Below are 23,623 nucleotides of genomic sequence, written 5' to 3'. Positions count from 1 at the left end.
CCTCCGCGGACTCGACCCCTCGACACCGACACCGACGCGCCCCTTCGGCTCACTCGCCGACGCGTTTCCTAACGGCGTGCACGACTGGCGGCGATCGCCTCGTACACCATGCCGACGAGCAGCTCGTCGGCGTCCCGGCGGCCGAACTCGCTGGCGGCGCGGGACATCTCGTACAGCCGGTGCGGGTCGGCGAGGACGGGCAGGACGGTCTCCCGGACCCACTCGGGGGTCAGTTCCGCGTCGTCGACCAGCAGCCCGCCGCCCGCCTTGACCACCGGCTGGGCGTTCAGCCGCTGTTCGCCGTTGCCGATGGGCAGCGGGACGTAGGCGGCCGGAAGCCCGACGGCGGAGAGTTCGGCGACGGTCATCGCGCCCGCGCGGCAGAGCATCATGTCGGCGGCGGCGTACGCGAGGTCCATCCGGTCCACGTACGGTACCGGGATGTAGGGGGGCATCCCCGGCATCTGCTGCACCTGCGGCAGTTCGTTCTTCGGGCCGACCGCGTGCAGGATCTGGATACCGGCCTGCTGGAGCCAGGGCGCGACCTGCTGGACGACCTCGTTGAGGCGGCGGGCGCCCTGCGAACCGCCGGAGACCAGCAGGGTGGGCAGGTTGGGGTCGAGCCCGAACATGTGCCGGGCCTCGGGGCGCATCGCCGCGCGGTCCAGGGTGGCGATGGAGCGGCGCAGCGGGATGCCGATGTAGCGGGCGTCCCGCAGCTTGCTGTCGGGCGTGGAGACGGCGACCCGGGCCGCGTAGCGCGAGCCGATCTTGTTGGCCAGGCCGGGGCGGGCGTTCGCCTCGTGCACGACGATCGGGACGCCGAGCCGCTTGGCGGCCAGATAGCCGGGCAGGGCCACGTACCCGCCGAAGCCGACGACCGCGTCCGCCTTGGTGCGCTCCAGGATCTGCTCGGCTGCCTTGATCGTGCCGCGCAGCCGGCCCGGGACGGTGATCAGTTCGGGGGTGGGCTTGCGCGGCAGCGGGACGGCGGGGATCAGCGCGAGGTCGTAGCCCCGCTGCGGAACGAGCGTGGTCTCCAGACCGCGCTCCGTGCCCAGTGCCGTGATCCCCACAGTGGGGTCCTGCCTGCGCAGGGCGTCCGCGAGGGCGAGCGCGGGCTCGATGTGGCCGGCGGTCCCCCCACCAGCGAGTACGACATGCACCGAAATTCACCGCTCTCCGGACGGACGCGCCGCCGAGGCACGCCGTCTCATCGTGTTCCATCTCCGGGGGCTCCGGTCGAAAGCGGAGCCCCCAGTCCCCCGCTTTCTACCAAAGCGGGGGTGCCGCATCGCAAGCGCCGCCCGCGCACCGGGCTCGTCGCGTGCGAAAGCGATCAGCAGCCCGATGGCGAACATGGTCGGCAGCAGGGCGGAACCCCCGTAGGAGAACAGCGGGAGCGGGACGCCGGCGATCGGCAGCAGGCCGAGCACCGCACCGATGTTGATCACCGCCTGAGCGGTGATCCAGGTGGTCACGCCTCCCGCGGCATACCTCACGAAGGGGTCCTCCGTGCGTCCGGCCACGCGGATACCCGCATAGCCTAGAGCCGCGAACAGGGCGAGTACCGACAGCGTCCCCGCGAGACCCAGTTCCTCGCCGGTGACGGCGAAGATGAAGTCGGTGTGGGCTTCGGGCAGTTGGCCCCATTTCTCCACACTCGCACCGAGCCCCGAGCCGAAGATCCCGCCGGAGGCCAGGGCATAGATCCCGTGCACGGCCTGCCAGCAGGCGTCGCCGGGGCCCGGGTCGGTCGCGCCGATGCACTGCAGGCGGGCCATCCGGTTCGGGCTGGTCTTGATAAGGATCACACCGAGGGTCGCCGCGATCGACAGCACCCCGACGAAGAGCCGCGTGGGCGCCCCCGCCAGCCACAGGAGCCCGAACAGGATCGCCGTCAGGATGATCGCCGTGCCCATGTCGCCGCCGAGCATGATCAGCCCGAGCAGCATGAACGCGACCGGCACCAGCGGCACCAGCATGTGTTTCCACTGCGCGAGCAGCTTCTTGTCCTGTTTGCGGGCGAGCAGATCGGCGCCCCAGAGCACCAGCGCGAGCTTGCCGAACTCGCTGGGCTGGATCTGGAAGGAGCCGCCGAGCGAGATCCAGTTCTGGTTGCCGTTGACCGACATCCCTATCCCCGGCACCTGCACCAGCGCCATCATGAACACGGCGCCCGCGAGGATCGGGTAGGCGAGCCCCCGGTGCAGTTTCACCGGCATCCGGGAGGCGACCAGCAGCAGCGCGGCCCCGATGGAGGCGGCCAGGAACTGTTTGCGGAAGAAGAACGATCCCGGCAACGACATCTGGAGCGCGGTGATCTGGGACGCCGAGTAGACCATGACAAGGCCCAGGACGGTGATCAGCAGGCTGCCGCCGAAGATCAGGTAGTACGCGGTCAGCGGCCGGTCCCAGGCCTTCTGCGCACGCGTGTGGAGCCGTCGTACGGGGTTGTCGCGGAGCGGGCGGGAGGCTGTCGCGGGTCTGCGGACGGTCCGCTGGACAGGCGGACGCCCGGTACGGCTACCGGGCATCCGCTGCTCCTCGGTGCGCGGCGCAGCCGCTGTACCCGGCTGCCGCGCCGTACGTCGGCCGTGACGGTCCCACGCGTCCCTCCCAAGGTCGCCCGGCAGGCGGCCGGGTCAGGTTCCGAGTTCGCCAACCGCCTGGGCGAACATGTCACCGCGCTGGTTGTAGTTGACGAACATGTCCATGGAGGCGCAGGCCGGGGCGAGGAGCACCGTGTCGCCTTCGACGGCGAGGCGCCGAGCCTCCTGGACAGCCGCGAGCATCGCCCCAGTGTCCGTCCGCTCGAGGTCGACGACGGGTACTTCCGGGGCGTGTCGCGCCAGGGCTTCACGGATCAGGGCGCGATCGGCGCCGATGAGCACCGCCGCGCGAAGCCGCTTCACCGACTTGGCGACCAGCTCGTCGAAGGTGGCGCCCTTCGCCAGTCCGCCCGCGATCCAGACGATCGACTCGTAGGCCGCCAACGAGGCTTCCGCCGCGTGCGTGTTGGTCGCCTTGGAGTCGTCGATGTACGCGACGCCGCCCACGTCCGCCACGTGGGCGATGCGGTGGGCGTCCGGCGTGAAGGCCCGCAGGCCGTCCCGTACGGCCTTGGGGGGCACCCCGAAGGCGCGCGCGAGGGCCGCGGCGGCAAGGGCGTTGGCGATGTTGTGCGGGGCGGGCGGACGGACGTCGGAGACCTCGGCGAGCTCCTGGGCGTTCTGCTGCCGGTTCTCGACGAAGGCGCGGTCGACCAGGATGCCTTCCACGACGCCGAGTTGGGACGGCGCGGGGGCGCCGAGGGTGAAGCCGACCGCCCGGCAGCCCTCCTCCACGTCCGCCTCCCGTACCAGGTCCTCGGTGGCCTTGTCGGCGACGTTGTAGACGCAGGCGACCTGATTGCCCTCGTAGACACGGCCCTTGTCCTTGGCGTACGCCTCCATGGAGCCGTGCCAGTCGAGGTGGTCGGGGGCGAGGTTCAGTACGGTCGCCGAGTGGGCGCGCAGCGAGGGTGCCCAGTGCAGCTGGTAGCTGGACAGCTCCACGGCGAGGACGTCGTACGGCTCCTCGCCGAGGACGGCGTCCAGCAGGGAGACACCGATGTTGCCGACGGCCGCCGTGCGCAGGCCGGCCGCCTTCAGGATGGACGCCAGCATCTGGGTGGTGGTCGTCTTGCCGTTGGTGCCGGTGACGCACAGCCAGGGGGCGGCCTTGCGGCCGTCCAGTTCCCGGAGCCGCCAGGCGAGTTCGACATCGCCCCAGACCGGTACCCCGGCCTCGTGGGCCGCCGTGAACAGCGGCTTGTCGGGCTTCCAGCCGGGTGCGGTGACGATGAGTTCGGTGCCCTCCGGCAGGGTCGCCCCGTCACCGAGGCGCACGGTGACGCCCAGTGCCTGAAGCTCGGCGGCCTGCTCACGCGCGCGTGCGTCGTCTCCGTCGTTGACGACGGTGACCTTCGCGCCGAGCCCGTGCAGCACCTTGGCCGCCGGGATGCCGGAGACGCCGAGCCCGGCGACGGTGACGTTCTTCCCCTGCCAGTCGGTCACTTGTCCGCTGCCCATCCCGCGTAGAAGATGCCCAGTCCGACGATCACACAGATGCCCTGGATGATCCAGAAACGGACCACCACCAGGACTTCGGACCAGCCCTTGAGTTCGAAGTGGTGCTGAAGCGGCGCCATCCGGAAGACCCGCTTGCCGGTGAGCTTGAAGGAGCCGACCTGGATGACCACCGACATCGTGATCAGCACGAACAGGCCGCCCAGGAGGGCGATCAGCAGCTCGGTGCGGGAGCAGATCGCGAGGCCCGCGAGCACACCGCCGAGCGCCAGCGAACCGGTGTCGCCCATGAAGATCTTGGCGGGCGAGGTGTTCCACCACAGGAAGCCGAGGCAGGCGCCCATCAGTGCGGACGCGATGACCGCGAGGTCCAGCGGATCGCGTACCTCGTAACAGGCGCTGGGGTTGGTCAGGGTCTCGCCGTTGGCGCAGGACTCCTGGAACTGCCAGACACCGATGAAGGTGTAGGCGCCGAAGACGAGGACGGAGGCGCCGGTGGCGAGGCCGTCCAGACCGTCCGTCAGGTTCACGCCGTTGGACATCGCGAGGATCATGAACAGCGCCCAGACCACGAACAGCACCGGGCCGATCGTCCAGCCGAAGTCCGTGATGAACGACAGCTTCGTGGAGGCCGGGGTGTTGCCGCGCGAGTCGGAGAACTGCAGCGAGAGCACCGCGAAGGCGATGCCGACGATCAGCTGGCCGGCCATCTTCGCCTTGGCCCGCAGACCCAGCGAACGCCGCTTGACGATCTTGATGTAGTCGTCGAGGAAGCCGACCAGACCCATGCCCGTCATCAGGCCGAGCACCAGCAGACCCGAGTAGGTCGGGGGCTTGCCGGTGATCACCTTGGACAGGAAGTACGCGGCGATCGTCGCGAAGATGAAGGCGATACCGCCCATCGTCGGCGTACCGCGCTTGCTGGCGTGCTCGCGCGGGCCGTCGTCGCGGATGTACTGGCCGTAGCCCTTGCGCGCCAGCAGCTTGATCAGCAGCGGCGTACCGACCAGCGTCAGGAAGAGGCCGATCACACCCGCGAACAGGATCTGATTCATCATCGGGCGGCGACCTCACCCTCGGTGCCGGTCGCGAGCAACGCCTGCGCGACGCTCTCGAGGCCGACCGAACGGGACGCCTTCACGAGTACGACGTCCCCCGGGCGCAACTCGCTGCGCAACAGGTCGACCGCCGCCTGTGCGTCGGACACGTGCACCGACTCCTCACCCCACGAACCCTCGTTATATGCGCCCAGTTGCAGCCAGGCGGCTTCCCTGCCCCCGACCGCGACGAGCTTGCCGACATTGAGCCGGACGGCGAGCCGTCCGACCGCGTCGTGCTCGGCGAGCGCCTCGTCCCCGAGCTCGGCCATCTTGCCGAGCACCGCCCACGTCCGGCCCCCCTTGCCCATGGCCGCGAGCGCGCGCAGAGCGGCTCGCATGGACTCGGGGTTCGCGTTGTAGGCGTCGTTGACGATCGTCACGCCGTCCGGGCGCTCGGTGACCTCCATCCGCCAGCGGGAGAGGGAGCCCGCCTCGGAGAGCGCGGTGGCGATCTCTTCCGCGGACATGCCCAGCTCATGGGCGACGGCGGCCGCTGCGAGCGCGTTCGACACGTGGTGCTCACCGTACAGGCGCATGGTCACGTCGCTGCACCCGGAGGGTGTGTGAAGGCTGAACGAGGGCTGTCCGCTGTCCGTGAGTCGCACGTTCTCGGCCCGTACGTCCGCTTCGCCGGACTCTCCGAAAAAGACCACCTTCGCCTTCGTACGGGAGGCCATGGCCCGTACCAACGGGTCGTCGGCGTTGAGGATCGCGGCGCCGCCCTCATCGGCAGTCGGCAGGCTCTCGACGAGCTCGCCCTTTGCCTGTGCGATCTGTTCGCGGCCGCCGAACTCGCCGATGTGCGCGGTGCCGACGTTGAGGACGAGGCCGATCTTCGGGGGCGTCAGATCGGCGAGGTAGCGGATGTGACCGATCCCGCGGGCGCCCATCTCGAGCACGAGGAACTTCGTCTCCTCGGTCGCGGACAGGGCGGTCAGGGGCAGCCCGATCTCGTTGTTGAGCGAGCCCGGTGTGAAGACGGTGGGCGCCTTGCGCCGCAGGACCTGAGCGATGAGGTCCTTGGTGCTGGTCTTGCCGGCCGAGCCGGTGAGCGCGACGAGGGTCGCGCCGAGCTTTTGCACGACGTGCCGGGCGAGGGCGCCCAGCGCCGTCTGGACGTCGTCCACGACGATCGCGGGGACACCGACGGGACGCGAGGCCAGTACGGCCGCCGCGCCCGCCTCGACGACCTGGGCCGCGTAGTCGTGGCCGTCCACGCGTTCGCCGACGAAGGCGACGAAGAGGCTGCCGGGCACCACCTCACGGGAGTCCCGGACGACCGGTCCGGTGACTTCCGCGGACGGATCCGGTATGTCGTGGGTCTGCCCGCCGACGACTGCTGCGATCTCGGCGAGGGAGAGGGCGATCACAAGTTCATCCCTGGGTCTGCTGGATAGCTTCGCGAAGCACCTGGCGGTCGTCGAACGGACGGACCACCCCGGCGATGTCCTGGCCCTGCTCGTGGCCCTTGCCCGCGATCAGCACGGTGTCCCCGGCGTGCGCGCGGCCGACGACCGCGGCGATCGCGGCGGCCCGGTCCTCGAACAGCAGGACCTCACCGCGCTCGTGCGCGGGCACGGACGCCGCGCCCTGGAGCATCGACGCGAGGATCGCGAGGGGGTCCTCGGAGCGGGGGTTGTCGGAGGTCAGTACGGCGGTGTCGGCGAACCGGGCCACCGCGGCGCCCATCGGGACGCGCTTGGTGCGGTCCCGGTCGCCGCCGCAGCCGAGGACGACGTGCAGCCGGCCCTTGGTGACCTTGCGCAGCGCCTTCAGGACCGACTCGACGGCGTCCGTCTTGTGGGCGTAGTCGACGACCGCGAGGTAGGGCTGCCCGGCGTCCACGCGCTCCAGCCGGCCCGGCACGCCCGGTACCGCGGCGACACCGTCGGCGGCGGTCCGCGGGTCGATGCCGGCGACGGCGAGGGCGACGATCGCGGCGAGGGTGTTCGCCACGTTGAAGGAACCCGGCAGCGGCGCCCTGGCGGCGACCCGCACCCCGTCCGGGCCGACGACGGTGAACGTCGAGTCCAGCGGACCGATCTCGACGTCGACCGCGCGCCAGTCGGCGTCCGGGTCGCCCTCGGCGGAGAAGCTGACGACCGGGACCTCCGCCTCCCGGATCAGCCGACGGCCGTACTCGTCGTCGAAGTTGACCACGCCGAGTTTGCTGCGTTTCCGGGTGAACAGCTGCGCCTTGGCCTGGAAGTAGTCCTCCATGCCGGAGTGGAACTCCATGTGCTCCGGGCTGAGGTTGTTGAAGACGGCGACGTCGAAGACACAGCCGTCGACCCGGCCGAGGACCAGGGCGTGGCTGGAAACCTCCATGGCGACCGCCTCGACACCGCGCTCGCGCATGACCGCGAACAGCGCCTGCAGGTCGGTGGCTTCGGGGGTGGTGCGCTCGGACTTGATCCGCTCGTCGCCGATGCGCATCTCGACGGTACCGATCAGTCCGGTCGACCTGACCGGCCTCAGGCCGCCCTCCATGAGGTACGCGGTGGTGGTCTTGCCGGAGGTGCCGGTGATGCCGATCTGAAGCAGGTCGCGGCCCGGGGCTCCGTAGATCGTGGCCGCCAGTGCGCCCATCCGTCCGCGCGGGTCGTCGACCACCAGGACCGGCAGGCCGGTCGCGGCGGCGCGTTCCGCGCCGGTGGGGTCGGTCAGGACGGCGACCGCGCCCAGGCCCGCGGCCTGGGTGACGAAGTCGGCGCCGTGCAGGCGGGCGCCCGGCAGAGCGGCGTACAGGTCGCCGGGGCGGACGGCGCGCGAGTCGTGGGTGATGCCCGTGACGTCGACGGCGGCGCTTCCCGGCTGCTCGGCACCCAGCTGATCGGCCAGCTCCGCGAGGGGTGTCGCGGAGACCTGGGCCGGTCGCGGCGGTCCCGGATATGTCACGGAAGCGCCCTTCTGGGGGGTTTGGGACTGATCAGCGTGTGGCACGGCGGTGAGCGTACCGGGCGTACCCGCCTGCGGGCGAAGCGAGGGCGGGGCCGCGGACGACGATGCGGGCGGCGCGGGGGTCCCGGGGTCGGGAGTGATCATGGTCACGGGCTGGTTCCTGGCTTGTTCGGCGCTGAACAGTGACGGGCGAGGGTCGGAGCGGGCGGTGCGGGACGGTCAGGGAGTGAAGGAGACCGGCAGGCTCGCGGCCTTGGCGCCGGTCGGTGGGATCTGGAGGGTCTTCAGGGCGAACTCCATGACCTTCTTGAAGACGGGACCGCAGATCTGGCCGCCGAAGTAGCTGCCCTTGGTGGCGTTCTGGATGGCGCAGTACACGGTGACCCGGGGGTTGTCGGCGGGCGCGAACCCGGCGAAGGAGGAGGTGTAGCCCTTGTAGGTGCCGGTGGCCGGATCGACCCGGTTGGCGGTACCGGTCTTGCCCGCGACGCGGTAGCCGGGGATCCGCGCCTTGGCGCCCGTGCCCTCCTCGTCGTCCACGACCGACTCCAGCATCTGGGCGAGGGTCTTCGCCGTCTTCTGGCTGACGACCCTGGTCTTCGCGGGCGCCTCGGCGGGGGTGAAGCGTCCGTCCGGACCCTTGGTGCCGCGCACCAGGGTGGGCTCCACACGGACCCCGCCGTTGGCGATCGTCGAGTACACGGAGGCCGCTTGGAGCGCGTTGAGCGACATGCCCTGGCCGAAGGGGATCGTGTACTGCTGCGAGGTCGACCACTTGCCGGGCTGGGCCAGGATGCCCTTCGTCTCGCCGGGGAAGCCGAGTCCGGTCTGGCTGCCGATGCCGAACTTGCGCAGATACGAGTAGAGCACCTGGTTGGCCTGGGCCTGCGTCTTGCCGAGCTGGCCGGTGGCCAGGATGGTGCCGATGTTGCTGGACTTGGCGAGCACGCCGTTGAGCGTGAGGTACCAGGTGGCGTGGTCGATGTCGTCCTGGAAGAGCCGGTCGCCGCGATGCAGCCGGTTGGGCACGGTGACGTGCGTCAGCGGTGTGGCGGCGTTCTCCTCCAGCACGGCGGCCATCGACATGACCTTGGCCGTGGAGCCGGGTTCGTAGGCGTCCTGGACGGAGGCGTTGCCCAGGTCCGCGGACTTGGCCTGCGAGAGGTCGCCCGGATCGAAGCCGGGCGAGTTGGCCATGGCGAGGATCTCGCCGGTGCGGTTGTCCTGGACGATGACGTAACCGCGGTCCGCCCGGGACTCCTCCACCTGCTCCGTGATGGCGTTCTGCGCGGCCCACTGGATGTCGCGGTCGATCGTCAGCTCGACGTCGGAGCCGGGCACCGCGGGGGTCTCGGTGGAGCCCACGGTGGGCACCTGGCGGCCGCCGGACTGGGCGTAGCGGATCTTCCCGTCCTTGCCGGTCAGGGTCGCGTTCAGCTGCTGCTCGACACCGCCGCCACCCTTGCCGTCGGCGTTGACCCAGCCCAGTATCCCGGCGGCGAGGTTCCCGTTGGGGTACACGCGCTTGCTGCTGGGAACGGAGAAGACGCCGGCGAGGACGTTGACGGTGGACTTGTCCGTCTCCGCCTTGGTGGACAGGGCGGACCTCAGGTCCTTGATCTGCTTCCAGACCTGCGGGGTCTGCCGGCCGGCCAGCTTGACGTAGCGCAGGCTCGCGTCCTTCGGCCGCAGCTTCCTGACGAGCGCGGACTGGTCCTGGCCGAGGATCGGCGCGAGGAGGGCGGCCGCCTGCTCGGGGGCGTCGTCGACCTTCAGCTGCGCGCGCGTGAACATCGTGGGGTCGGCCGTGATGTCGTAGGCGTCCACGCTGGTCGCGAAGGCCACGCCGGCGCGGTCGGTGATCTCGCCCCGCTCGGCGGCCAGTACCTGGCCGACGTACCGGTTCTGCTCGGCCTTGGCGGCATAGGCGCTCGCGTCGACGGCCTGCACCTGGAGCAGACGGACGACGAAGGCGATCAGCACCAGGGCCAGCGCGAGGCCGACCATCCGCAGACGCGGGCGGGGGCTGCCGAGCCGGATGGCACGCTGCGCCGCGGGGCGTGGAGCGGGTGCGGTCGGGCGGCGGGCGGGACGGGCGCCGGGGCCCGGCCGCCGCTGGGCGGACGCGGGGCGGGAGGGCCGTGCGGGGCCGGGCACGCGCCGGCGCGGCGGTTCCCTGTCGGACACTTCCGTCACCTGCCGGGGGTCTCGGGGATGGCTTCGGTCGGGGCGGCGCTCGGGGCCGGGGGCTCGGTCGGCTCGGAAAGGGTGCTCGGCGGGGGTGTCGCCGGGGACGGCGGCGCCTCGATCGTCTGGGAGAGCAGGAGGGCCTCCGGCGGCCGTACGGCGGCGGGAGCCTCCTCCGAGGACTGCTGGGCGGCGGGCGAGGGGACGCCCTTCACGGTGCCGTCGGGGTTCAGGAAGGCCGGGTCTCCGCCGGGGACCATGCCGAGTTCGCGCGCGCGGCGCTGGAGGGCGTCGGGGGCGGAGTAGGAGTCGATGTCCCGCTGGAGCGCCTGCTCCTCGTCGGTGAGGCTCTTGGTGTCCTTCTGGAGGTCGTCCATCTTGAACGAGCCCTCGCTGAGCGCGGAGTTCAGCACGAGCAGTCCGATGAGACCGCCGCCCAGGAGAAGGACGACGAGGAGGACGAACGGGGTGCGGGCCGCCTGCCGCGGGCCGGCCGGGAAAAGCCGCGCGAGCCGGGCGGCCCTCCCTTTCAGTTCGGGTTTCCTACTCACTCGGCCTCCCCCGGGTCGGAATTCCGAACCCTCGGCTCACGCCCGTCATTCGATGGACTCCCTGATTCGCTCGGCCCCGCGCAGGCGCGCCGGGGTGGCACGCCGGTTCTCGGCGATCTCTTCCTCGGTGGGAAGTTCGGCACCGCGGGTGAGCAGCTTGAGCCGGGGCTGGTAGCGCTCGGGGACGACCGGCAGCCCGGGGGGCGCGGTGTTGGCGGCACCGGCCGCGAACACCTGCTTCACGAGCCGGTCTTCGAGCGACTGGTACGACAGGACGGCGATCCGCCCGCCCACGTCGATCGCCTCCACCGCCGCCGGGATGGCCCGCTCCAGGACGGAGAGTTCCCCGTTGACCTCGATGCGCAGCGCCTGGAAGGTGCGCTTGGCGGGGTTGCCGCCGGTGCGCTTGGCGGCCTGGGGAAGGGCGTTGCGGATCAGCTCCACGAGCCGCGCGCTGTTGGTGAACGGCTCCTTGTCGCGCTCGCGCACCACCGCGGAGACGATCCGCTTGGCCTGCTTCTCCTCGCCGTACGCCCGCAGGATCCGCACCAGTTCACCGGGCGGGTACGTGTTGAGGACCTCGGCCGCGCTGACGCCGGTCGTCTGGTCCATCCGCATGTCGAGCGGGGCGTCCTGGGCGTAGGCGAAGCCGCGGTCGGCCTCGTCGAGTTGCATGGAGGAGACGCCGAGGTCGAACAGGACGCCCTGCACGCGCGCGATGCCGAGCCGGTCCAGTACGTCGGGCAGTTCGTCGTAGACGGCGTGCACGAGGGTGGCGCGGTCGCCGAACGGGGCGAGGCGCTCACCGGACAGGCGCAGCGCCTCCTTGTCGCGGTCCAGGGCGACGAGCCGGACCTCGGGGAACTGCGTCAGCAGGGCCTCGCTGTGGCCGCCGAGGCCGAGCGTGCAGTCGACCACCACCGATCCCGGCCGCCGGAGGGCGGGGGCCAACAGGTCCAGGCACCGCTGGAGCATCACCGGGACGTGTCGACTGTGACTCAAGGGGCCCTCTCAGATCCGGCGGGTGTACGCATCGCCGGGTCCCCGCCCCCTGAGGAAGGGAAGGCCTGCCGGCGCCGCGGGGAGATCTCCGGCGGCCGGGCCGGGGTCTCACGGGGTTCAGTCCAGCAGGGAGATCGTCGCCTCCCGCTTCGCGTCACTTTAGTCCACGGTGTCTCGCGGTCAATCAACCGGCCTGCGCGGCGCGGCCCGACGGGATCCCCCTCCCCGCCTCCTCTGTGGCTTACCTCACAAAGAGCACGTGATGACACTCTTTTTCCGTTCTCACAGCAGGCCCGGAACGCGCGTGACCAGTACCGTCATCGGTATGACGACTTCTGCATCGGTTCCCGCACGGCCCGAAGACGCCATAACGGACGACACCGTCACCGACCGCCTCGTCGAGGCGAACGAGCGGTACGCGGGCGCCTTCTCCGACCCCGGCATGGACGCCCGCCCCGTTCTGCACGTCGCGGTCGTGGCCTGCATGGACGCCCGCCTCGACCTGCACGCGGCGCTCGGCCTCGAACTCGGCGACTGCCACACGATCCGCAACGCCGGCGGTGTGGTCACCGACGACGTGATCCGCTCGCTCACCATCAGCCAACGCAAGCTGGGCACGCGCAGCGTCGTCCTCATCCACCACACCGGCTGCGGCCTCGAGGCGATCACCGAGGACTTCCGCACCGAGCTGGAGATGGAGGTCGGCCAGCGTCCGGCCTGGGCGGTGGAGGCCTTCCGGGACGTCGACCAGGACGTACGGCAGTCGATGCAGCGGGTGCGCACCTCCCCGTTCCTGCTGCACACCGACGACGTGCGCGGCTTCGTGTTCGACGTGAAGACGGGCCTGCTGCGCGAGATCGACCCCGCCTGATCGCTACCGCCGGCCTGTGCGACCGTTCACGGACGCCGTCGTTCGCTGTCGTTTCGCTGTTGATTTCGGCACCTCGGACGCCCAAATAGTCATAACACCGACATAACGCGGACAGTTGTCCACAGGCGAGTGACACGAATCGGTAACGGCAGCAAGAATGCGGGTGTGACGTCACGCTGAGCAGTTCGTGCACGGCGTCCGTGATTCGGGGTGGGCCGGTTTGCCGCACAGAGCGTCGGCCCGGAGAAAGTTTGGGCCGAGGAGGGCCGGGTGACGACCTATGACGAGCGAGCGAGCCTCACAGATCTGACCGCCACTGTGGAGCGTGTCCGCAGTTCGGTGGAAGGAGTGATCGAGGGCAAGCCCGAGGTCGTACGGCTTTCGCTGACCGTGCTCCTCGCCGAGGGGCATCTGCTGATCGAGGACGTGCCGGGCGTCGGCAAGACGATGCTGGCCAAGGCGCTGGCGAAGTCCATCGACTGCTCGGTCCGCCGTATCCAGTTCACGCCCGACCTGCTGCCCTCGGACATCACCGGGGTGTCCATCTGGGACCAGCAGCGCCGGGAATTCGAGTTCAAGCCGGGAGCGATCTTCTCGCAGATCGTGATCGGCGACGAGATCAACCGCGCCTCGCCCAAGACGCAGTCGGCGCTCCTGGAGTCGCTGGAGGAGCGCCAGGTCACCATCGACGGGACGACGTACGAGCTGCCCAGTCCCTTCATGGTGGTGGCGACCCAGAACCCGGTCGAGATGGAGGGCACCTACCCGCTGCCCGAGGCCCAGCGCGACCGTTTCATGGCCCGTGTCTCCATCGGCTACCCGAGCCCGGAGGCCGAGCTCCAGATGCTCGACGTCCACGGCGGGGTCAGCCCGCTGGACGACCTGCAGCCGGTCGCGCACGCCCACGAGATCGTGAAGCTGATCGACGCCGTCCGCGGTGTCCACGTCGCCGACTCGGTCCGCCGCTACGCGGTCGACCTGGTCTCCGCCACGCGCACCCACCCGGACCTCAGACTCGGCGCCTCGCCGCGCGCGACGCTGCACCTGGTGCGCGCGGCCAAGGCGACCGCCGCCCTCAGCGGCCGGGACTACGCGCTCCCGGACGACGTGCAGAACCTCGCCGTGGCCGTCCTGGCCCACCGTCTGCTGCCCACCGCGCAGGCGCAGCTGAACCGCCGCACGGCGGAGCAGGTCGTCGAGGAGATCATCCAGCGCACCTCGGTGCCCGCGGGCCCCCAGCAGCACGGGTACGGACTCGGCCACGGCACACAGGCGTACGGCCAGCAGTCGCGGAGGCTGTGATGACCGCCGGGGGCACCGGGCAGCCGTCCACGGGCCACGGGGAGAAGGGCGGCGCACGCACGGCCCTGGCCGGTCTGACCACCCGCGGCCGCTCCTTCCTCGCCGCCGGTATCGCGGCCGCCATCTGCGCCTATGTGCTCGGACAGCCCGACCTGCTGCGGGTCGGGCTGCTGCTGGCCGCGCTGCCGCTGATCTGCGCGGCCGTCGTCTACCGCACCCGCTACCGGGTCGCCGGCAGCCGTCGGCTCTCTCCCGCGCGGGTGCCCGCCGGCAGCGAGGCACGGGTCCACCTGCGGATGGACAACGTCTCGCGGCTGCCCACCGGCCTGCTGATGCTCCAGGATCGGGTGCCGTACGTGCTCGGTCCGCGTCCACGGTTCGTCCTGGACCGGGTCGAGGCGGGCGGCCGCCGCGAGGTGTCCTACCGGGTCCGCTCCGACCTGCGCGGCCGCTACCCGCTGGGCCCGCTGCAGCTGCGCCTGAGTGATCCCTTCGGCATGTGCGAACTGACCAGGGCCTTCTCCACCTACGACACGCTGACCGTGATCCCGCGCGTGGAGCCACTGTCCCCGGTCCGCCTGAGCGGCGAGGCCAAGGGGTACGGCGACGGACGGCTGCGCGCGCTGGCGCTGGCCGGCGAGGACGACGTGATCCCGCGCGGCTACCGCTACGGCGACGACCTGCGCCGGGTGCACTGGCGTCTGACCGCCCGCTACGGCGAGCTGATGGTGCGCCGCGAGGAGCAGCCGCAACGCTCCCGCTGCACGGTGCTGCTGGACACTCGGGGCCTCTCCTACCAGGGCGCGGGCCCGGACTCCGCCTTCGAATGGGCGGTCTCGGGCGCCGCGTCCGTGCTGGTTCACATGCTGGAGCGGGGCTTCTCGGTGCGGCTGCTGACGGACACGGGCAACTCGGTGCCCGGTGAGGGCTCCGACGGGTTCGCCGGAGCGAGCCAGGAGTCGGCGGACGCTGCCGGGCTGATGATGGACACCCTGGCGGTGGTCGACCACTCCGACGGCACGGGCCTGTCCCGGGCCTACGACGTGCTGCGCGGCGGCAACGAGGGACTGCTGGTGGCCTTCCTCGGCGATCTCGACGAGGAGCAGGCGGCGGTGGCCGCGAAGATGCGCCAGCGCAGCGGAGGCGCGGTCGCCTTCCTGCTGGACGGCGACAGCTGGGCGCGTGAACCGAACGGCGCCTCCGATCCCATGAACAGGCAGGAGGAGCGGCTGCGGATGCTGCGCGAGGCGGGCTGGACGGCCCTCGGCGTGCCGCGGGGCGCTCCGCTGAACGAGCTGTGGCGCCAGGCGGACCGCGAGCGGGCGGGCGTGATGACGACGAGCGGCGGGGAGGGATGGTCATGAGCGGGCGGGCCCGACTGACGCTGTGCTCGGCGGCGGCGACGCTGATGGCCTCGTGCGCCCTGCTGCCCCTTGTCACCCCGGCGACCTGGCTCCTCCAGGCGGCGTTCCTGCTGGCCGTCCAGTCCGGGGTGGGCGCGGCGACCCGACGGGTGCCGCTGGCCCGGCCGCTGACCGTGGCCGCCCAGACCCTGGTCACGCTGGTACTGCTGACCCTGCTCTTCGCCCGGGAGCACGCCCTCGCCGGCCTGATCCCCGGCCCGGAGGCCTTCCGCCATTTCGGTGACCTGCTCCAGACGGGCACCGACGACGTGGGGCGGTACGCGATCCCGGCCCCGCTGTCCGACGGCATCCGGCTGATGGTGATCGGCGGGGTGCTGGTGATCGGCCTGGCGGTGGACACCCTCGCGGTGACCTACCGCAACGCCGCCCCGGCCGGCCTGCCGCTGCTGGCGCTGTACTCGGTCGCCGCGGGCCTGTCCGACGGGGTGACCGACTGGCTGTGGTTCCTGGTCGCCGCGGCCGGCTATCTGATGCTGCTGCTCGCCGAGGGCCGGGAACGGCTCTCGCAGTGGGGCCGGGTCTTCGGCGGGGCACCGCGCGGTCCGGGCGCACCGTCCGGCCCGGTGGCCCCGGTGCGCACCGGCCGCCGCATCGGCATGGCCGCGCTGGGTGTCGCCCTCGTGGTGCCGCTCCTGCCGCTGCCGGCGATACAGGGCGGCCTGCTGGACGGGGCGGGCACCGGCGTCGGCGCGGGCAACGGCAGCGGGGGCACGATCTCCGCGGTCAACCCGCTGGTGTCGCTGCGCGACAGCCTGAACGTGGACGAGGACCGCACGGTCCTGACCCTGCGCACCACCACCAGCAACATCTCGGACATGTACCTGCGGATCGTGTCGCTGGACGACTTCGACGGCACGACGTGGAAGCCGGCGAAGCGTCACATCATCGCCGTGCCGGACGAGTTCCCCTCTCCCACCGGTCTGGGTCAGGACGTCAAGCGCACGGAGGTCACGACCCGGATCGCGGCCGCCGCCGGTTACGGCCAGGACTGGCTGCCGATGCCGTACCCGCCGAGCAGCGTGCAGATCAAGGGCAACTGGCGGTACGAGCCGGTCGGCATGACCCTGGTCGGCGACCACGGCCAGAAGACCAGCGGCAAGACGTACCAGGTCACGAGCCTCGATGTGCAGCCGACGGCGGAGCAGCTGGCCTCGGCGCCCGAGGCGCCCGGCTCCGTGAAGAGCACCTACACCAAGGTCCCGGACTCCCTGCCCGCGGTGGTGGCGCGGCAGGCCCGGGAGATCACCAAGGGCGCCACCAGCGACTACGAGAAGGCGGTCGCGCTCCAGGACTACTTCGCTGTGACGGGGGGCTTCGAGTACGACACCGAGGTCGAGGTCGGCAGCGGCCCCAACGCGATCGCCCGCTTCCTGAAGGACAAGCAGGGCTTCTGCGTCCACTTCTCGTTCGCGATGGCCGCGATGGCCCGCACGCTGGGCATACCGGCGCGGGTCGCGGTGGGCTTCGCGCCGGGGTCCCCGCAGGCGGACGGCTCGTTGGCGGTGGGCCTGAAGGACGCGCACGCCTGGCCGGAGCTGTACTTCGAGGGCGTCGGCTGGACCCGTTTCGAGCCCACCCCGACCCGGGGCACGACGCCCACGTACACGCTGCCGGACAGTTCGGGCGAGGCCGTCCCCGACCTGCCGCAGGCCTCCCGTTCGGCGGACGCGGCGCCTTCGACCGAGCCGTCGGCGAGCACCACCTGCTCGGCCCAGGACAAGAAGATCGAGGGCTGCGCCGCCGCGCTGCCGCTGGACCCGACGGAGCAGGACGGCGGCGGTACCCCCTGGTACGAGGTCGCCGGCTGGACGCTGCTGGGAGCGGCGGCGCTCGCCCTGCCGCTGCTGCCGATGCTGTGGCGGCTGAGACGACGTGCGGTGCGGCTGGCGTCCGCCCAGCACTCCGCCCCCTCGCCCGCCGGGGCACCTCCGGGCGGGCGCAAGGACGGCGGTGCGGGCGGGGACGGCCGGCAGCCGGGCGACCCCGGTCCGGCGGTGCTGCTGGACGTGCCGCCGCAGGAGGCCGGTGAGGCGGCCGTCGGGCATGTGCTGGCGGTGTGGCGCGAGCTCACCGACTCGGCCTGGGACTACGGCATCGAGCCGGACGACGCGCTGACCCCGCGGCGAGCGGCCGCGCGGATCGTCCGGATCGGGGAGCTGGACGAGTCGGTGGGCCGTTCGGTGCACCGGGTCGCCGGCGCCGTGGAGCAGGTGCTGTTCGCTCCGGAGCCCAGGGCCGAGGGCGGCCTGGCCGACGAGGTGCGCAAGGTGCGGGGGGCCCTGCGCGAGCGGGTCGGCTGGACCACGCGGGTGCGTGCCGTCGTGGCACCGCGTTCGGCCATCCGTGCGGTCTGGGACCTCAACGACCGCTGGACGGCCCTCAAGGCGTCCTGGGCGGCCCGTCTGACGACTCTCGTGCGCCGCTCGTCCGGGCCGCAGAGCCAGGAGCAGAGCGGCTGAGAAAGGGCCGAGCCGGCGTCCGGATGGGCCCGTGCTCGGCCCGAGCTCCGCGTAAGCCAGGCCCGAGCCCGACCTGAACACCGTTCGGCCCGTGCCGAGCACCGCCACCTGTGCCGAGCACCGGCCGAGCAGGGCCCGCACGGCTTGCACGGGCTCTGCAAGAGCCGCGGACGCGGCGGCCGGGACGGCGGAACCGAAACGTTGAGGGGGCGACCACCCGGCCGGGTGGTCGCCCCCTCAACGTTTCTTCGCATGGGGGTGGTGCTGCGGTCAGTGACCGCCCTGCTCGTCACGGCGGCGCTGCCAGCGCTGCTCGATCCGGTCCATCATGGAGCGCTTCTGCCGGCCCTGACCACGACTGTGCGGGGTACCCGGGGCTCCTGCGGCACCTGCCGCGGGTTGCTCGCCCGGCTTGGGCGCCTTGCGCCAGCCGGTCACGGCGAGAACCGCGCAGCCCAGCATGACGAGGAAGCCCACCACGCTCAGCCAGACCTGCTTGGCGACCATGCCGGCCATGAGGAGCGCGATACCCACGAGGAAGCCTGCGACCGCCTGGTAGACCCGCCGCCGGGTGTACGTACGCAGCCCGCTTCCCTCGAGCGCCGACGCGAACTTGGGATCTTCGGCGTACAGCGCTCGCTCCATCTGCTCGAGCATGCGCTGCTCGTGCTCCGAGAGCGGCACGGAGTCCTCCTCATCGTGCAGTCGCCGGGGCGACCCGGGGGGTCCCTTCAGGATAGGCAGGGAATCGCCCCCGTGAAACCCGCCCCTCTACGCCAATTGGCCAACCGGAGCCCGTCATGGACGTCCCGGCCCGCTGAGGATTCCATTCCCCAGGAGCCGACCCGTCATGCCGGGCGGTCTCCCTCGATCATACGGCGCACTGCGCCCGAACGGGGGGCCTGTGGCGTACTCCATGCGCTGCCAAGGCCCTGATCAGCGGTGCGCCCCAGGAGGCGCTCAGCTCCCGTCGGCCCCTTGCGTCTCCCCCAGCACATGAAGCTGGGTCGCCACGGAGTGGAAGGCGGCGAGTTCGGCGGCGGCCTCCTCGAGCTTCAGCAGGGCTTCCATGGCGCCGGGCTCGGTGTCCACGAGCACACCGGGGACGAGGTCGGCGAAGACCCGCACGCCGTGCACCGACCCGACCCGCAGGCCCGCGCCCTCGACCAGGGCGGTGAGCTGCTCGGCCGTGAAGCGGCGCGGCACCGGGTCGCCCTCGCCCCAGCGGCCGTCCGGGCCGGTGAGGGCCTGCCGGGCCTCCTTGAAGCGGCCGGCGAGGGCGCGCGCGAGCACGGCTCCGCCGAGGCCGGCGGCGAGCAGGCTGAGGACGCCGCCGGAACGCAGCGCGGCCACCACGTTGCGGACGCCCTCGGCCGGGTCGTCCACGTACTCCAGGACGCCGTGGCACAGGACCGCGTCGTAGCCGCCCCGCTCGACCACGTCGAAGAGCCCGTGGGCGTCGCCCTGGACGCCCTTCACGCGGTCGGCGACGCCGGCCTCGGCGGTGCGGCGCTCCAGGGCGAACAGCGCGTTGGGGCTGGGGTCGACGACGGTGACCCGGTGCCCGAGGAGGGCGACGGGCACCGCGAAGTTCCCACTGCCGCCGCCGGTGTCGAGGACGTCGAGCGACTCACGCCCGGTCGTCTTGACCCGGCGCTCGAGGGCGTCCTGAAGGACCTCCCAGACCACGGCCGTACGGAGGGCGGCGCGGGGCCGAGGGGGGTCGGAGCGTAGCGGCGTCGGGTGCGGGCTGGGGTGGGAGACGGGCGGGCGCATCGGGTCCGACACGGCAGTTGACTCCTCGGCGCGGCACCGCCTCTTGCGCGGCGGAGCGAACGGGCTGCCTTCCCGGCCCGATCCGACCCGGCCCGGTGAGCGGGCGGGGCGGGGTGGGCCGAGGGAAGGCTTCAGGCGTCTTCCACCCTATTGCCTCCGGCGCCATCGCCCGGTCACGGTGGTGCGCCCCGGCGGAGGGCATGTCAGCCCGCGTCCGGCAGGTCGCGCCCCGCACCGGAGCCGTTCGGGTCGTCCCCCTCCTGGCGCGGCTGCGGGAGGACCGGCTGGAGCACCAGCATGCGTTCGACGAGGCGGAGGAACATCGCCACGTCGCGTATCAGGTCGTCGGCGTCCCGGCGGGTGGCCGCGCCCTGGATGCCCGCCTCGGCCCGGGCACGGCGCCGGGCCCCGGAGGCGAAGAGCGCGCTCCACTCGGTGAGTTCGGGCGCTATCTCGGGGAGCACTTCCCAGGCGCTCCGGATGCGGGCCCGGCGGCGCGGGGCGGGATCCGGGCGGCCCCGGGCGGCGAGCACGGCCGCCGCGGTGCGCAGGGCCGCCAGATGCGCCGTGGCGTAACGCTCGTTGGGGGTTTCGAGGACGGCCGCCTCGTCCAGCCCGGCGCGGGCCTGGGCGAGCAGGTCGAGGGCGGCGGGCGGGGCCGTGGTGCGGCGCAGCACGGGGTGCACATCGCTCGCCGGGCCGTTCAGTGAGGGGGCAGGGCCGGCGGCGCGGCGCCGGTTTGCGGCGGCTGCGTGGTAGGTGGCCATGACGAACCTCCTGTCGTCTGTGTGACGGCACGCCCTGATACGGGTTGCCGTATGTGCCCATCGTGGGGTATGGCACTGACAATCCGTTCTGACCTGGGCTTTTGCTTCGATCGAAGGTTCGGGCTAGTTTTTGCACTGACCAGTCAGTTCAAATAGTCGTCAATCAGGGGGACCTGTGGACGGAGTCGGTGTCACCGCCGACGGCTTCGGGCTCCGAGGCCCTCGCGGATGGGCGTTCCGGGGCGTCGGCCTCGACGCGGAGCCGGGCTCGTTGATCGCCGTCGAGGGGCCGTCCGGCTCCGGGCGGACCAGTCTGCTGCTCGCCCTCACCGGGCGGATGAAGGCCAACGAGGGGACGGCGACCGTGGGCGGGGCACGGCTGCCGAAGCAACTGGCCGCCGTGCGGCGCGTCAGCGCGCTCGCACACGTCGCCGGGGTCACCGACCTCGACCCGGCCCTGACCGTCGGGGAGCACCTGCGCGAACGGGCGCTGCTGGAGCGGCGGTTCGGCGGCCCCGTACGGGAGTTGCTGCGACCGCGCGCGGAGCGGGCGGCCGAGGTGGGGTTGCGGATCGACACCGCGCTCGCCGCCGCCGGTCTCGACCGGGAGGCCCTGCCCAAGGGTTCACGGACCGCCGTCCGCGATCTGGAGCGCATCGAAGCTCTGCGGCTGTCCGTGGCGCTGGCGCTCATCGGACGCCCCGGGCTGCTCGGTGTCGACGACATCGACCTGAAGCTGACGGACGCCGAGCGGGGGGAGGTCTGGGCGCTGCTCGGATCCCTCACCGAGGCGGGGACGACCGTCCTCGCCGTGTGCGGCGAGGCCCCCGAGGGCACGGTCACGGTCTCCACCGACCCGCAGGCCGCCCCGCTCGACCGGGAGGACGCCGACGAGGCCCGTGCCCGGGAGGACGCCGACGAGGCCTCTGACCGGGAGGACGCCGACGAGGCCTCTGACCGGGAGGACGCCGACGAGGCCCGTGGCCAAGGGGCCGGCATCGAGTCCTGCGACGAACCCGCCGCCGAATCCGCCCGAACGACAGCCGAGTCCACCGAGTCCGGTGGGTCCACCAGGTCCACCGAGCCCACCGGGTCCGAGCAGGAAGAGGAGAAGACGGATGCGATCGCCGAGACTGGCCGCGCTTGAGCTGCGGCGCTTCGGCCGGGGCAAACTTCCCCGGGCCGCCCTCGTCGCGCTCCTGCTGCTGCCCCTGCTGTACGGCGCGCTCTACCTGTGGTCCTTCTGGGACCCGTACGGGCGCCTGGACCGCATTCCCGTGGCGCTCGTGAACGACGACAAGGGCGCCACCGCCGACGGCAAGAGGATCACCGCCGGGGACGACATCACCAAGGGCCTGCGCGACAGCGAGGTCTTCGACTGGCACGAGGTGAGTGCCGCCGAGGCGAGCGCGGGCGTGGAGGACGGCAGGTACTACCTGTCGCTGACCATGCCGGCCGACTTCAGCGGGCGGATCGCCTCCAGCGCGGGCGACTCGCCCGAGACGAGCGCCCTCCAGGTGCGCACCAACGACGCGAACAACTACATCGTCGGACAGATCTCGCGGACGGTCTTCAGCGAGGTGCGCACGGCCGCGTCCACGAAGACCTCGCGGTCCTTCCTGGACAAGATCTTCGTCTCCTTCTCCGACATCCACGGGGCGACGGCGAAGGCCGCCGACGGGGCCGACGACCTCACCGGCGGCATCGGGAAGGCCGAGAAGGGCTCCAAGGACCTCGCCGACGGGCTGAGCGACGCCAAGGACGGCAGCGGCAAGCTGGCGAAGGGCCTGAAGAAGCTCGACAAGGGCGCCGACGACCTGGAGGACGGTTCACAGAAGGTCGCGGACGGCACCCAGACGCTCGCCGACAAGGTGAACGGGGTCGCCGACACGCTGGGGCCCTTCGTCAAGGACAACGAGAAGACCATCGGGGACACCGCCCAACTGGTCGCCGACTCGGCCAAGGTGATCCGCGACAACCTCGCCACCCTGGTGAAGCTGGCGCCGACCGCCGCCGAGGGCGCCCACACGGCCTCGGACACCCTCGCCGCCGTCCACAAAGCGCGCTGCGAGACGCCGGTACTGCCCGACCCGGCGTGCGCCGACCTGAAGAAGGCCAAGGACGCGGCCGCCGACGTGGCGAAGGTCGCCGACGACCTCAACACGCTGATCGCCGACCAGGACGGCGACCTGAAGACGCTCCGGACGAACCTCGCCGCCCTCCAGAAGCAGGCGCAGTCGCTCGCCGACAGCGCCCCGCACCTCTCCGAGGACCTCGACGACGCCGTGACCAAGGTCAACGCACTCAACACGGGCGCCGCGAAGGTCGCCAAGGGTGCCAAGAAGCTGCACACCGGGCTCGGCACGGCCAAGACGGGGTCGGTCGACCTCGACGAGGGCGTCACCAAGCTCGAAACGGGCGCCCAGGACCTCAACGGCGGCATCTTCAAGCTCTCCGACGGCTCCGGAAAGCTCGCCGACGGCCTGCACGACGGCGCCGAACAGATTCCCGACTACGACACGCAGCAGCGCGACGCGCGCACCGCCGTCATGGCCGACCCGGTGCAGCTCGCCTCCAAGGACCTGCACAAAGCGCCCAACTACGGCACCGGCTTCGCCCCGTACTTCATCCCGCTGTCGCTGTGGGTGGGCGCGATGGTGGCGTACATGCTGATCGCGCCGATGAACCGGCGCGCGCTCGCCTCGGGCGCCCCGGCGTGGCGGATCGCGCTGGCGGGCTGGCTGCCGGTGGTCGCGATCGGGGTGCTCCAGACGACGGCCCTGATGGCCGTGCTGCACTGGGCGATCGGCCTGGAGATGGCGCGGGCGGCCGGCACGGTGGGCTTCCTGTTCCTGGTGACGGCGTGCTTCGCGGCCCTCGTGCAGTGGCTCAACGCGCGCTTCGGGGCGGCGGGCCGGATCCTCGTACTCGCCCTGCTCATGCTGCAGTTGACGTCGGCGGGCGGCACCTATCCGGTGCAGACCAGCCCCGGCTTCTTCAACGCGATCCACCCCTACCTGCCGATGAGTCACGTCGTCGACGCGCTCAGGAGGCTCATCACGGGCGGCGGCCTGACACCGGTGTGGCACGCGTGCGTGGTGCTCGTCGCCTTCACCGCGGGCGCCCTCGCGCTGACCGCCCTGTCGGCGCGCCGCCGCCAGGTGTGGACGCTGGACCGACTGCACCCGGAGCTGAGCCTGTGACGATCCGGCG

The 23,623-nt window shown here is 71.7% G+C and carries 18 protein-coding genes; 6 read left to right on the top strand and 12 right to left on the bottom strand.

The genetic code is table 11. The features are described from left to right. Positions 1 to 68: 68 nt before the first annotated feature. From murG to rsmH, 9 genes are all read right to left on the bottom strand, one after another. Positions 69 to 1,166: an undecaprenyldiphospho-muramoylpentapeptide beta-N-acetylglucosaminyltransferase gene (murG, locus tag OHU34_RS31050; protein ID WP_028806861.1), complete on the bottom strand. Its 1,098-nt coding sequence runs from the start codon at positions 1,164 to 1,166 to the stop codon at positions 69 to 71. Positions 1,167 to 1,172: 6 nt separating this feature from the next. Then, complete coding sequence (gene ftsW, locus OHU34_RS31045) at positions 1,173 to 2,537, bottom strand: putative lipid II flippase FtsW (RefSeq protein WP_142263782.1); 1,365 nt, start codon at positions 2,535 to 2,537, stop codon at positions 1,173 to 1,175. A 108-nt stretch (positions 2,538 to 2,645) separates the two neighbouring features. Beyond that, complete coding sequence (gene murD, locus OHU34_RS31040) at positions 2,646 to 4,073, bottom strand: UDP-N-acetylmuramoyl-L-alanine--D-glutamate ligase (RefSeq protein ID WP_405769427.1); 1,428 nt, start codon at positions 4,071 to 4,073, stop codon at positions 2,646 to 2,648. After that, complete coding sequence (mraY, locus tag OHU34_RS31035) at positions 4,055 to 5,128, bottom strand: phospho-N-acetylmuramoyl-pentapeptide-transferase (RefSeq protein ID WP_020129934.1); 1,074 nt, start codon at positions 5,126 to 5,128, stop codon at positions 4,055 to 4,057. The genes murD and mraY overlap by 19 nt, the downstream gene beginning before the upstream one ends. Beyond that, positions 5,125 to 6,540 (bottom strand): UDP-N-acetylmuramoyl-tripeptide--D-alanyl-D-alanine ligase, encoded by a 1,416-nt coding sequence (murF, locus tag OHU34_RS31030; protein ID WP_142263784.1) that lies wholly within the window; start codon positions 6,538 to 6,540, stop codon positions 5,125 to 5,127. Before murF ends, mraY begins: the two co-directional genes overlap by 4 nt. A 4-nt stretch (positions 6,541 to 6,544) precedes the next feature. Further along, positions 6,545 to 8,221, bottom strand: a complete 1,677-nt coding sequence (locus OHU34_RS31025) for a UDP-N-acetylmuramoyl-L-alanyl-D-glutamate--2,6-diaminopimelate ligase (protein ID WP_372481771.1) — start codon at positions 8,219 to 8,221, stop codon at positions 6,545 to 6,547. Between the two features lie 69 nt (positions 8,222 to 8,290). After that, a complete protein-coding gene (locus OHU34_RS31020) occupies positions 8,291 to 10,258 on the bottom strand; it encodes a peptidoglycan D,D-transpeptidase FtsI family protein (RefSeq protein WP_405769424.1) in 1,968 nt (655 codons plus the stop codon). 5 nt (positions 10,259 to 10,263) lie between these two features. Further along, positions 10,264 to 10,809 carry a septum formation initiator family protein gene (locus OHU34_RS31015; protein ID WP_142263787.1) on the bottom strand — a complete coding sequence of 182 codons (546 nt, stop codon included), beginning with the start codon at positions 10,807 to 10,809 and terminating at the stop codon, positions 10,264 to 10,266. Between the two features lie 45 nt (positions 10,810 to 10,854). Next, positions 10,855 to 11,811: a 16S rRNA (cytosine(1402)-N(4))-methyltransferase RsmH gene (gene rsmH, locus OHU34_RS31010; protein ID WP_142263788.1), complete on the bottom strand. Its 957-nt coding sequence runs from the start codon at positions 11,809 to 11,811 to the stop codon at positions 10,855 to 10,857. Positions 11,812 to 12,073: 262 nt separating this feature from the next. Between rsmH and OHU34_RS31005 the strand changes: the two genes are divergently transcribed. From OHU34_RS31005 to OHU34_RS30990, 4 genes are all read left to right on the top strand, one after another. After that, positions 12,074 to 12,682 (top strand): carbonic anhydrase, encoded by a 609-nt coding sequence (locus OHU34_RS31005; RefSeq protein WP_200839654.1) that lies wholly within the window; start codon positions 12,074 to 12,076, stop codon positions 12,680 to 12,682. 270 nt (positions 12,683 to 12,952) lie between these two features. After that, on the top strand, positions 12,953 to 13,984 hold the full coding sequence (locus OHU34_RS31000; protein ID WP_142263790.1) for a MoxR family ATPase: 1,032 nt from the start codon (positions 12,953 to 12,955) through the stop codon (positions 13,982 to 13,984). Beyond that, positions 13,984 to 15,348, top strand: coding sequence for a DUF58 domain-containing protein (locus OHU34_RS30995; RefSeq protein WP_142263791.1), 1,365 nt, complete (start codon positions 13,984 to 13,986; stop codon positions 15,346 to 15,348). The genes OHU34_RS31000 and OHU34_RS30995 overlap by 1 nt, the downstream gene beginning before the upstream one ends. After that, a complete protein-coding gene (locus OHU34_RS30990; protein ID WP_142263792.1) occupies positions 15,345 to 17,867 on the top strand; it encodes a DUF3488 and transglutaminase-like domain-containing protein in 2,523 nt (840 codons plus the stop codon). Before OHU34_RS30995 ends, OHU34_RS30990 begins: the two co-directional genes overlap by 4 nt. A 270-nt stretch (positions 17,868 to 18,137) precedes the next feature. On the opposite strand, the gene OHU34_RS30985 is transcribed toward OHU34_RS30990, so the two are convergent. From OHU34_RS30985 to OHU34_RS30975, 3 genes are all read right to left on the bottom strand, one after another. Then, positions 18,138 to 18,551: a DUF3040 domain-containing protein gene (locus tag OHU34_RS30985; protein WP_020129944.1), complete on the bottom strand. Its 414-nt coding sequence runs from the start codon at positions 18,549 to 18,551 to the stop codon at positions 18,138 to 18,140. A 276-nt stretch (positions 18,552 to 18,827) separates the two neighbouring features. Continuing rightward, a complete protein-coding gene (locus OHU34_RS30980) occupies positions 18,828 to 19,655 on the bottom strand; it encodes a methyltransferase (RefSeq protein ID WP_054242857.1) in 828 nt (275 codons plus the stop codon). A gap of 191 nt (positions 19,656 to 19,846) precedes the next feature. Further along, positions 19,847 to 20,410, bottom strand: coding sequence for an SAV_6107 family HEPN domain-containing protein (locus OHU34_RS30975; RefSeq protein ID WP_142263793.1), 564 nt, complete (start codon positions 20,408 to 20,410; stop codon positions 19,847 to 19,849). Between the two features lie 175 nt (positions 20,411 to 20,585). On the opposite strand from OHU34_RS30975, the gene OHU34_RS30970 reads away from it, so the two are divergent. Next, positions 20,586 to 21,557 carry an ATP-binding cassette domain-containing protein gene (locus tag OHU34_RS30970; protein ID WP_405769419.1) on the top strand — a complete coding sequence of 324 codons (972 nt, stop codon included), beginning with the start codon at positions 20,586 to 20,588 and terminating at the stop codon, positions 21,555 to 21,557. After that, positions 21,529 to 23,613, top strand: coding sequence for a YhgE/Pip family protein (locus tag OHU34_RS30965; protein ID WP_405769417.1), 2,085 nt, complete (start codon positions 21,529 to 21,531; stop codon positions 23,611 to 23,613). The genes OHU34_RS30970 and OHU34_RS30965 overlap by 29 nt, the downstream gene beginning before the upstream one ends. Positions 23,614 to 23,623 lie beyond the last annotated feature (10 nt).

The organism is Streptomyces sp. NBC_00080 (assembly GCF_045041255.1).
Taxonomy (GTDB): Bacteria; Actinomycetota; Actinomycetes; order Streptomycetales; family Streptomycetaceae; genus Streptomyces; species Streptomyces coriariae.
Note: the sequence above shows the minus strand (reverse complement) of the source record. Positions and strands in the feature narration are given on the sequence as shown.

Excerpts from the sequence above, each read along its gene's own strand:
- murD (WP_405769427.1), bottom strand. The coding sequence starts at position 4,073 with ATGGGCAGCGGACAAGTGACCGACTGGCAGGGGAAGAACGTCACCGTC.
- ftsW (WP_142263782.1), bottom strand. The coding sequence starts at position 2,537 with ATGCCCGGTAGCCGTACCGGGCGTCCGCCTGTCCAGCGGACCGTCCGC.
- OHU34_RS30965 (WP_405769417.1), top strand. The coding sequence starts at position 21,529 with ATGCGATCGCCGAGACTGGCCGCGCTTGAGCTGCGGCGCTTCGGCCGG.
- OHU34_RS30990 (WP_142263792.1), top strand. The coding sequence starts at position 15,345 with ATGAGCGGGCGGGCCCGACTGACGCTGTGCTCGGCGGCGGCGACGCTG.
- OHU34_RS30975 (WP_142263793.1), bottom strand. The coding sequence starts at position 20,410 with ATGGCCACCTACCACGCAGCCGCCGCAAACCGGCGCCGCGCCGCCGGC.
- mraY (WP_020129934.1), bottom strand. The coding sequence starts at position 5,128 with ATGATGAATCAGATCCTGTTCGCGGGTGTGATCGGCCTCTTCCTGACG.
- OHU34_RS31005 (WP_200839654.1), top strand. The coding sequence starts at position 12,074 with ATGACACTCTTTTTCCGTTCTCACAGCAGGCCCGGAACGCGCGTGACC.
- OHU34_RS30995 (WP_142263791.1), top strand. The coding sequence starts at position 13,984 with ATGACCGCCGGGGGCACCGGGCAGCCGTCCACGGGCCACGGGGAGAAG.